Origin of the sequence: Blautia intestinihominis (assembly GCF_040096655.1) — a bacterium.
Lineage (GTDB): Bacteria > Bacillota > Clostridia > Lachnospirales > Lachnospiraceae > Blautia_A > Blautia_A intestinihominis.
In genome coordinates this window covers 1-9,592 of sequence record NZ_JBBMEI010000100.1, presented here as the reverse complement: position 1 = coordinate 9,592, position 9,592 = coordinate 1, and the positions used below count along the sequence as shown (strand labels likewise).

10 protein-coding genes and 2 pseudogenes are annotated in these 9,592 nt (G+C 41.1%); 2 read left to right on the top strand and 10 right to left on the bottom strand.

Annotated elements, in window-relative coordinates; translation table 11 throughout:
• Both WMO75_RS17665 and tnpA read right to left on the bottom strand, forming a co-directional pair.
• Window positions 1–368, bottom strand: a pseudogene (locus tag WMO75_RS17665) (RNA-guided endonuclease InsQ/TnpB family protein); the annotation flags it as partial.
• A 54-nt stretch (window positions 369–422) separates the two neighbouring features.
• Window positions 423–833 carry an IS200/IS605 family transposase gene (tnpA, locus tag WMO75_RS17660; protein WP_435378837.1) on the bottom strand — a complete coding sequence of 137 codons (411 nt, stop codon included), beginning with the start codon at window positions 831–833 and terminating at the stop codon, window positions 423–425.
• A gap of 241 nt (window positions 834–1,074) precedes the next feature.
• On the opposite strand from tnpA, the gene WMO75_RS17655 reads away from it, so the two are divergent.
• Window positions 1,075–1,416 carry a VOC family protein gene (locus tag WMO75_RS17655; protein WP_118698009.1) on the top strand — a complete coding sequence of 114 codons (342 nt, stop codon included), beginning with the start codon at window positions 1,075–1,077 and terminating at the stop codon, window positions 1,414–1,416.
• Window positions 1,417–1,418: 2 nt separating this feature from the next.
• Here the strand turns inward: WMO75_RS17655 and WMO75_RS17650 are convergent, their stop codons facing one another.
• From WMO75_RS17650 to WMO75_RS17620, 7 genes are all read right to left on the bottom strand, one after another.
• Window positions 1,419–2,354: an aldo/keto reductase gene (locus WMO75_RS17650; RefSeq protein WP_349078632.1), complete on the bottom strand. Its 936-nt coding sequence runs from the start codon at window positions 2,352–2,354 to the stop codon at window positions 1,419–1,421.
• 58 nt (window positions 2,355–2,412) lie between these two features.
• Window positions 2,413–3,393, bottom strand: coding sequence for an N-acetylmuramoyl-L-alanine amidase (locus WMO75_RS17645; RefSeq protein ID WP_291580208.1), 981 nt, complete (start codon window positions 3,391–3,393; stop codon window positions 2,413–2,415).
• A gap of 89 nt (window positions 3,394–3,482) precedes the next feature.
• Window positions 3,483–4,538 (bottom strand): FUSC family protein, encoded by a 1,056-nt coding sequence (locus tag WMO75_RS17640; RefSeq protein ID WP_349078630.1) that lies wholly within the window; start codon window positions 4,536–4,538, stop codon window positions 3,483–3,485.
• A 698-nt stretch (window positions 4,539–5,236) separates the two neighbouring features.
• On the bottom strand, window positions 5,237–6,037 hold the full coding sequence (locus tag WMO75_RS17635) for a hypothetical protein (RefSeq protein ID WP_022214239.1): 801 nt from the start codon (window positions 6,035–6,037) through the stop codon (window positions 5,237–5,239).
• A 140-nt stretch (window positions 6,038–6,177) separates the two neighbouring features.
• Window positions 6,178–6,708: an IS630 family transposase gene (locus WMO75_RS17630; protein ID WP_349078628.1), complete on the bottom strand. Its 531-nt coding sequence runs from the start codon at window positions 6,706–6,708 to the stop codon at window positions 6,178–6,180.
• Entirely contained in the window at window positions 6,599–7,105 is a 507-nt protein-coding gene (locus tag WMO75_RS17625) for a COG3415 family protein (RefSeq protein ID WP_349078627.1), read from the bottom strand. Before WMO75_RS17625 ends, WMO75_RS17630 begins: the two co-directional genes overlap by 110 nt.
• Window positions 7,106–8,507: 1,402 nt before the next feature.
• A complete protein-coding gene (locus WMO75_RS17620) occupies window positions 8,508–8,840 on the bottom strand; it encodes a winged helix-turn-helix transcriptional regulator (RefSeq protein ID WP_008373705.1) in 333 nt (110 codons plus the stop codon).
• Window positions 8,841–8,982: 142 nt separating this feature from the next.
• Between WMO75_RS17620 and WMO75_RS17615 the strand changes: the two genes are divergently transcribed.
• The gene (locus WMO75_RS17615) at window positions 8,983–9,336 is read left to right on the top strand and encodes a cupin domain-containing protein (RefSeq protein ID WP_244783658.1); all 354 of its coding nucleotides are present in this window, start codon (window positions 8,983–8,985) and stop codon (window positions 9,334–9,336) included.
• A 103-nt stretch (window positions 9,337–9,439) separates the two neighbouring features.
• Here the strand turns inward: WMO75_RS17615 and WMO75_RS17610 are convergent.
• Window positions 9,440–9,592: pseudogene (locus WMO75_RS17610) on the bottom strand (radical SAM mobile pair protein B); the annotation flags it as partial.

Genomic DNA, 9,592 nt, shown 5'->3' with positions numbered 1-9,592 from the left:
GAACCTTTCTCATGCCGGATCCCCATCTGCATGTATGTGACCGGTATATTATCCTGTTTAAAACGGGGCGGATTTGGATCTTTGATCCCTCCAGTCTTTTTCAGGACATAAAAAGATCTCCACGCCTTATCCAGCTGCTTACAGGTCTCCTGTGCTGTCTGTGACGGAAGCTGTTTATACCACAGATTTCCTTTATGTGCTTTTTTCTGATAATACCAGTCAGGATACTTTTCCAGTCCCAGTTCTTTATAATGACGCCGTTCGTAGTTGCAGATATTCCAGAGTTTGGATGCTGCATAACACATATGCCCTATGATATTGGAATATTCCTGACTGATCTTTATGGATGCTTTATGTGACAGCAGCATTCCTCTTCCTCCTTCATACACTCTTACGGATGGAAATTTATAATCCACCTTGAATTAATACGACTTGCTCTGATGCTCAATATAACGTCGAATATTCTTCTCAGATACAGATCCGACTGTTTCCACATAATAGGAATGGTTCCACAGCTCTCCTTTCCACAGCTGGTTTCTTATTTCTGGAAAACGTTCAAACAGTTTTCTGCCGGTGATCCCCTTCAGATACTTGACAATTGCTGTTATGGACAGCTTTGGTGGAGCTGATACAAAACAGTGGACATGATCACCTTCACCACATTCAAATAAGTGAACAGTAAAACCCTTATCCTCAGCAATCTGCTGCACCAGTTTCTGAAGATATTCCTCAATTTCTTGGTTTAATATTTTCCGCCGGTATTTCACCGACCATACCATATGGTAGTTGATATTACACACACAAGTTCTATAATGTATTAGATTTTCTTTCATACATATAGTATAACATGATGAGTGGAAATGTGCAGCAAAACCCCAAACATATTTTCGATTGTTTGTATGCCGGTTACGGCACTAATATCAGGGTGGGAGAGGAATCATTATATTTTTTCAATGTGCAGATATGCACAATCCTGCGCTTTCATCTCGGTAATTGAATTGCCGAGGATTCCCGCTTATTATCCTAAAAGAAACAGCCCCGTCGGGGCTCTAACTTAATCAAGGAGGATTTTTTATGGCAAAGATCGACCATGCCGCGATTCGTACAAGTTCCTACGAAGACGCCCAGAAATTTTTTGAAGATGTATTTGATATGCATATATGGAGAGAAATCGGAGAAAAGCCATCTCGCAAATGCTGGTTCCGCGAGGGTATCCAGCTCTGCGAGATGGAAAATATCAATATCACTGCCGAAAACGGCTATGATCATATTTCTATCGCCGTTGATTCTGTAGAAGAAACAATGGAAAAGATCAAAGCTTATCCTGTGACTCCGATCAACGATCACTGGTTCTCTCTTCCTGATGGAACGAAGATCGAACTGAAACTTCTGGAAAACTGGAAAGTGAACGACTGATATTATTTCAGCAGACCTTCGACAACTTTTTCCAGTTCATCACGGATCTTGATGTGCTGTGGACAGACTTCTTCGCATTTGACACATTCTGTTGCGGATTTTCTGCCGTGGCCGCCTACGAGCCAGTTTTCCTGGTGGAGTGCCTGCGGTTTGCTTCCGTACAGAGTCAGATAGTTCATTGCCGTGAAAGAACCGGAAATTCCGATCTCCTTCGGACAGACTTTTGCACAGTAGTTGCAGGTTGTACATGGGATCAGCGGGATCTTCTTTAATTCTTCCTGCGCTTTGTCGAGGGTTTCTTTTTCTTTCTCGGAAAGTCCGTCAAATGTCTTCATGTAGGAAAGGTTGTCCTGCATCTGTTCTACGTTGCTCATTCCGGAAAGTACTGTGATCACACCTTCCAGGTTTGCCGCAAAACGAACTGCCCAGGATGCCGGGGAGGCGTCTGGTTCTGTGTCTTTGAGGATCTTTTCTACGCTTTCCGGCGGGGTTGCAAGCATACCGCCCTTGACTGGTTCCATGATGATGACCGGTTTGCCGTGCTTACGTGCAACCTCATAGCATGCTCTTGACTGGACTGCCGGGTTTTCCCAGTCTGCGTAGTTGATCTGGAGCTGGACGAATTCCATCTCAGGGTGTGCAGTCAGGATCGCTTCCAGTTCTTCCGGTGTGGAGTGGAAGGAGAAGCCTACATGTTTGATCAGACCCTGGACCTTTTTCCCCTGGACCCAGCTCCAGAGATCAAAGTTATCAAAATACTGTGTTCTCATCTCGCCGAGATTGTGCAGCAGATAAAAGTCAAAATATCCTGCTCCTGTCTGTTTCAGGGATGTTTCAAACTGTGCTGTCGCATCTTCTCTTGTCTTGCAGTTGATCCATGCTGTGTTCTTGGTCTGTTCTACATCGATGGTGTCGTCATCCAGCTTCGGAAGACGCATCAGACCGAATCCAAGTTTCTTGATTTCTTCGCCTAAATATGCCGTGTATTTTCTCCTCTCAACTTATAAAAAATTTTTTTATGCCATCAGCCATTCCTTTGACCATTTTTTGCTGGTAGGATGGTCGCTGCATCATTCTGTCTTCTGACGGATTCGACATATATCCAAGTTCAATCAGTGTTGTCGGGACTTTGCTCCAGTTATTTCCACTCATGCTGTCTGTTTCCCATATATATTCTTTCCTGCATCCGGTTGCCTTCACATAAGAATTCAGCACTGCTTTTGAAAGTGCATAGCTTTTCCTGTACATGCTTCTGGAAACGTAACGGTTCCTGGAGGTTACGCAAATTGTCATCGCGCCATTTACCGATGAATAATCCACTCCATTTGCATGAATTCTCAAATATGCATCTGCTTTTGCTCTGTTTGCAACTCCTGCTCTCTGTGCACAGCTTATTCTGGTTTTGTTGTCATTTCGGGTCATAATCACACGACATCCCTGTGCTATCAGTGCTGTACGAAGTTTTTTGGCTATATTTAATGTAAGCTGATATTCTCCAATTCCTGTAGCAACTCCTTCTGTGCCGGAACTGCATTTCGCTTTTCTTTCGCTTGAGCCCGGTCCCAATGGTTCATATCCACTCATCTGGACTCCGGAATGTCCCGGATCAAGAACAACTACAGGTACCCATACTCCATTGCTATTGATCTTTCTTCCCTGAATTGTGGTGTTTCTTCTCATTTTTCCGCTTCTTTTATCGAAATAGCGATAATGATTTTTTGTGTACACCCATCCTTTCAGCTGAACCCCCTGGTAATTAAAACAATAATAGTCATTTCCGATTTTTGACATGCCTTTCAGCATTCTGCCATTCTGGTAATAGTATCTCTTCCCGGAAACAGTTTTCCATCCGGTATACCTGCCGGCAGCCTGTACAGTCTGAGGCAAGATACCACCCTGCATCCCTGTTTCGCTCAAAATCCCACCAAGCAAAAGCAGGCACAGCAATATACTTATAGTTTTTTTTACTTTTTTCAAATCTTTCCTCCCTCCATAAAAAAACTGCTTTCTGTTCGTTTCATTAAATATTATATTCCGAACAGAAAGCAGATGCAATCTATATTTAATTATGCGATACTCTTTTCCATATGTTTGCGTTCAAACAGTCTGTCGATTACTTTGTTACATAGGATCGTATATGCTGCTCCGAATACGTTGGCACCGATACGAAGTGCTACTGCTGCCGGCATGCCGAACAGTCCTGCTGCGATGGATAATGCTCCAAAAGTATTGAATGCAGTCTGCCAGGCATATCCTGCTGAATAGCCTACGCCAATTCCACCGATCATGCCGATATACGGATACATGGATTTCGGAAGGATCAGGTATAATACGATGAATAAAGCACATCCTACAATGTTGAACATTCCTCGTTTTCCTGCGCGTCCCATGCAGTCTTCGGTAAATGGAAGACATACAGACATGCAGGCAATTCCTGCCCACATTGCTCTCGGAAGTCCCAGAAGGTTCATGAAAAGCATTGCGCTGGAAACGATAAGTGTCAGTTTGAGATACCATCTTCCGCGCGCAGAATTCAGGTCGAATTCACGGAAAAGATCCAGGAATGTTCTTCTATATGGACGGTTCTTTTGATTCTTATAGAAGATAAACATGCAGAGCAGCATTCCAACGGCGAGTCCTTCTACTCTCTTTATGTATTCTGCTCCGGTCACATCGTACCCCAGCAGGAGAAGGTATCCCAGGACAAATGTAGAATGATTATACATGATCACGTTGTGGCATCCCAGGATCATCAGAAGCATGATACAAATGATATTCACGGCAAATGCCGGTACTGCGGAGACTGAATTCGCGATCCTTGGTCCGGCCATCAAAATCCCGTAAATCCCTGCAATGCAAAACAGCCCATGTGTCGTCCGTATCCCGAAATCTGCCTGTCTGAGCACCAGCACCGCCAGAAGAACGGTCACGCCAACCACGCTGTTGTTACTGCCGGTAAGCTTACTGTACAAAGACACAACCGCCACACAGAATGCCATCACGAGGTATACCTTGAAATTGTAGATCAGAATGTGTCGTCTTTTTTCCTTTGGATCTGTGGTGTTTTTGATCAACTGCTTCGAGCCCACAGAACTCAGCTGCAGTTCCTGATAAAAAGTCATAAGTTCTCGCTCCTTTTTTACAAAGTGTAGAGAACTATACCGCAAATCTGGCTGGAGGTCAAGTGGTATTTTTGGGAATTTGACGTTTTCCTATGGCATATTTTTCACTTTATCGAGCCACATGCAGACCTGTCTGGATCTGTAAGCCCGACACTGACTTACTCAGCTTTAGACCATCTAAGCTACGGGCATTTTAGACTTGTACAGTACCTGCTTCCTATCAGACTATCTACTTTCGGAGCCTCCTTTGACTTGCCTGATACTTGCTCGCCATCAGACCATCTGATTTCGGAGCTGGTTTTGACTTGTCTACTACTTGCTCCCCATCTGACCATCTGATTTCGGAGCTGGTTTTGACTTACCTACTACTTACTCTCTACCAGACCATATAACTTACCGGGATTTTGTTGACTTTGTATGGACTTGCTATTGCTATAGTCATCCTCAATCACAATTTTTGTGGACTTCCACTGTACTTACTTATCTGCTGGTCATTTCTCGCCTCAGTTTCTGTTGGTCTGCCCTGTATTTACTCTTATGCAAGTCATTACAGCTATATTGATTCGTAGATCCTACCATTACTTTTCTACTGGTAATCTTTATCCTGAATTTCAATTAACCTAAGCCATCAATTTTTTCCAAACTGTTTACAAGGTAATATAAGCCAACACTAAAGGCATACCTTTCTATCTTTCATACTATAGTAGATACTCTCTTGCAAGCTTCTCTACAATTTTCATGTCCAATCCATCCTGTAGCGTTTCAAATGTCAGGACTAACCTTTGCCCTGGAAAGATTCCATTTTTTTCGTATGTTTCAATCTTCTTGATCGCTTTTCTTGCATACTCAGGATCATCCATTCTTCCATCATGCTCCCAGTATATCTCTTCTCCTGTCTTTGGAGATAAAAATGTAAAGTCGGGATAGACTATTCCAAATCTTTTCAATATTACTGGATGCTCATATTTATACGGAATTCCTGTATGATAAAAATAATCTGCCAGGATTTTTTCTGACTTCGAACGCACACGTTCTCCCTTTGCTGTTGTTATGACTGGAATATTTTCAGCAAATGTCTTGCCTTTATATTCTTCCTTTTCCCACTCGCTTAAACGTTGTTCCCATGTTGGTTGTATCGGTTTGATCAACTTCTGTCTCTCGGGATGTTCTTTCGTGTATAATACGTCAATTTCATTGTCATCATAATCTTTCAATATTCTTCGAAGCTGTTCCAGACGTTTCTTTACCAGGCTGCGCAATTTGTTGTTATATGTATTTTGCGCCAGTTGAACAGGAAGTTCTTTGTTAGTCTTTGGAATATAGGTGTCATATTTCTTACCATTTCCACTTGGAATATGATGAAAGTAACGGACTTTATTTTTGTCCATCGAGATTCGTAAAGTACCTTCCAACACTTCTTCCTCTGAATCACCTATCCCGTTCAGAATGTCTTTTAAAAACCTTTCTTCCTCTAATAATTTTTGTCTTAAACCATTCATATATTACATCTCCTTTTCTTTTATTTGTGATTTAGGAACATTAGAGAATGGTATTGGGAATCATTTAATAGAAATATTCTTCGCAGTATGACTCATTTATTTACTCTTAGAATTTAAATCAACTATAGCAATCCACTAAATTATTGCACATAATCACACGAATGAAACCACCCTATGCAGTCCTTTGGACGAATTGTTAAAAATCCTTTTGAAATAGCTGAGGGTAATTCCGATGCAATCCGTATCTTTTCTTTCCTTAAAAATGCTTTGAGTTTTGACCACATCTTTTCAATCGGATTCAGATCCGGACTATACGGGGGCAAATACAGATAGGTTACTTTTGAGCTGTCCAGTAGCTGTTTCACCGCTTTTGCATGATGGGAACGCATATTATCCATAACGATAATGTCTGCTTCTGAAAGCGTCGGCAGCAACTTTGTTTTCAGGTATTCTGCAAACCGCTCTGCAGTAGTTCCTCCCTGATAGACTGTATAGGCACAGTCTCCATTCAGACGTATGGAAGAAAGAACGGTTGTATTGCAGGGCGTGTTGAGTGGAGTTTTATCTACTGCTCTCCGGTTTTTCCATGCTCTGGCATAATGTCGCGTCATATTGATGTTTACTCCGCTTTCGTCCAGAAAGACCAGATGATTTATGTCTCTCTCCGACATATGTTTTTTCCAGTTTCTGCGTTTTTCCCTGACATCGGGGACGCTCCTGCTCTGAGGCATGAAGAGATTTTTTCTTGTAAGAATACCCGAGTTTAATAACTGCCTTGCGGACTGTTTCATTACAAACATGCAGACCAAGTGTATCAATGATTTCATCAATTGTGATATCTGGTTCCTGCCGAACCACCCGGTCAATGTTTTGGATATCTTCCGGTGTCAGGGCATGTTTACGCCCTCTCTGTGATGTCCTTGTTTTTACAGAACCTGTTTCACACATTTGTTTTTCCAGGCGGTAAACAGTACTGGTATTCACAGAAAAACACCCTGCGATTTCTTTTGCATTGTGCGTTTTATTCCAAGCTTCAATAAGTAGTTTGCGTGTTTCATCATGTAACATAATAATCACCTCTTGACTCTATCACAGACCTGTTGTCAAGAGTGTGCAGTATTTTTTTGGAGTGCTATAATCAAAATTCTTTGTTGACATCTGTTCCGTTTGCTAAATACTTGCTGATATTCCAACCACATGTTTTCAGGAAATACCTTAACTGGCTCAACACTTGTAAATCTTTATACCATCTAATTTGTGTGTATGTGTTAACTTGCTCCCCTTAGGTCATTCAATTTCAGAGCCGGCTTTGACTTGTCTGATACTTGCTCTCCCTCAGGCCACCTAATTTCAGTGCCGGCTTTGACCTGTCTGATACTTGCTCTCCCTCAGGCCACCTAATTTCAGCGCCGGCTTTGACCTGTCTGATACTTGCTCTCCCTCAGATCATCTGATTTCAGAGCAGGCTTTGACTTGTCTAGTACTTGCCCTCCCTCGGGCCATACAACTTGCCAGAATTTTGTTGACTTTGTATGGACTTGCTATTGCTATAGTCATTCTCAATCACAATTTTTGTGGACTTTCACTGTACTTTCTTACCTGTTAGTCATTTCTCGACTCAATTTCCGTTGGTCTGTTCTGTATTTACTCTTATCCGAGCCATTGTATCTCCTTTGATTCGTAGACCCGCCCTATATTCTACCCGGTTCAGGTCATTGCACATATGTTGATTCGTAGACCTGCTCTTCCCTTTTCCCTGTCTGGGTCATTCAAATTCCATAGGCTTATAAATCAGGTCTCGGTTGTCTTAAATTCACTGGTTAATAATAGGATTCTTTCAATCATCAGCGGTAATATTTCTCTGATGATCAACTGTTAGATTCTTCTGAAATTAGAAATAATAGATATGTCTTTTAGAAAAACCCCGGAACCAAAGATTCCGGGGTTGGATATGCATCTGTATTCGAAAAAGTTTCGCTCCAGATTATCGTTTAGGTAACTGAGAACGCTTGATTTTACTGGATTCTTGGAATGTGGTGTTGCAAACACGTTACAAACACAGGGCTTCTCATTACGCCTCACCACACCTCTAAACTATCAAAGAGGGAGATGACTCAAAATAACAAATGTGCATCTTCCTCTTTTTTTCTCGCAATATTATTCATACTCGACAATTACTAATCAATTTTGTTTAGAGATTATTTGTTGTCGTGTTTGCAGTTCTTTTGATTATTTGATTTATCCATATTATCCTGCCTATACGGACTAATGTTATCATTTTGTTATCGGCATTGATAACACTTGCTCTGTAACTGTGGATAATAGCAATATATTCCGTCTCAAATTATAAGCGGTTTTGCTTAGAAAATCAACAATAAATCCTCTCACTAATTAAAATACTTTTATCTTTCATTATCCCTCTTCTCCTCTACAAACTGGAATTGTTCGAGCTTTTCAAATACTAACGTCCTTAATTCTGTTCAATAATTGATTTATAGTAGTTACCAAAGTCAGCAAGTGAATTAACAATTGGAAGCATTTTTGTTCCGAGTTCCGTTAAGCCGTATTCAACTCTCGGTGGCTGCTCATGGTAATCGTGGCGATATGCCAGCCCATCACTCATCATTTGTCTTAAACTATCTGTCAAAACCTTTTGTGAAATACCATCTATACTTCGTTGTAGCTCATTGAATCTCCATGGACGCTCTTTCAAGTTACGCAAAATCAGCAGTTTCCATTTTCCTCCGATAAGAGATACTGCTGTTGCAACTGGGCATTCCGGTAATTCTTCTTTTGCTCGCATAATTCTCACCTCCGAGTCTATTGTAACACATTCATTTTTAAGTGTACAGTTACAAAAAGGTGCGTACTTGTTTTTGTATGTGTCTCACACTATACTAATACCAAGCAACCAGAAACTACAAATTAACTATGGAGGTATTATTATGGCAAATTACACAAAAACAACTATTGGAAAGGAAAACCGAATTGAGCTACATGAAAAGTTGTCTTTAACAGGTGCAGAAATCAGTTTAAACGAACTACCTGCAGGAGCAAATGTCCCATTTGTTCATTCTCATAATGAAAATGAAGAAATCTATGGAATTCTTTCAGGTAACGGCAAAGCCATAATTGATGGAGAAGAAATTAGCCTTTCAACTGGAGACTGGCTAAAAATCGCACCTGCTGCAAAGCGTCAGTTTTTTGCATCCGATATTTCTGGAATTACTTATATCTGCATTCAGGTAAAAGAAAATTCTCTGGAACATTTTACAGCAGAGGATGCCGTAATCGGCTAATTAAAAGTATTTATTTACAAAAATGCACAGTTCACGATAAGCTAAGAACTGTGCATTTCTTTTTTGTTCAATATTACGTTTTCTCAATTTTTCAAATTTGAATTTAGCGATTTCTTTTTCCGGTATTCTCTGTCCCACGGATTTCCTCATGATAGAAATAATCTACGATCACCGGATGTCCCTGCGGGACTCTGCCATAAGGCATTTCATTATCCACAAAGGCACAATCATACTTCTTAGCCATTTTCTCAGCTTT

Coding starts and splice junctions, on each gene's coding strand:
- WMO75_RS17635 (WP_022214239.1), bottom strand. CDS start 6,037: ATGAATGGTTTAAGACAAAAATTATTAGAGGAAGAAAGGTTTTTAAAA.
- WMO75_RS17640 (WP_349078630.1), bottom strand. CDS start 4,538: ATGACTTTTTATCAGGAACTGCAGCTGAGTTCTGTGGGCTCGAAGCAG.
- WMO75_RS17625 (WP_349078627.1), bottom strand. CDS start 7,105: ATGTTACATGATGAAACACGCAAACTACTTATTGAAGCTTGGAATAAA.
- WMO75_RS17620 (WP_008373705.1), bottom strand. CDS start 8,840: ATGCGAGCAAAAGAAGAATTACCGGAATGCCCAGTTGCAACAGCAGTA.
- WMO75_RS17615 (WP_244783658.1), top strand. CDS start 8,983: ATGGCAAATTACACAAAAACAACTATTGGAAAGGAAAACCGAATTGAG.
- WMO75_RS17655 (WP_118698009.1), top strand. CDS start 1,075: ATGGCAAAGATCGACCATGCCGCGATTCGTACAAGTTCCTACGAAGAC.
- tnpA (WP_435378837.1), bottom strand. CDS start 833: ATGAAAGAAAATCTAATACATTATAGAACTTGTGTGTGTAATATCAAC.
- WMO75_RS17630 (WP_349078628.1), bottom strand. CDS start 6,708: ATGTCGGAGAGAGACATAAATCATCTGGTCTTTCTGGACGAAAGCGGA.
- WMO75_RS17650 (WP_349078632.1), bottom strand. CDS start 2,354: ATGCGTCTTCCGAAGCTGGATGACGACACCATCGATGTAGAACAGACC.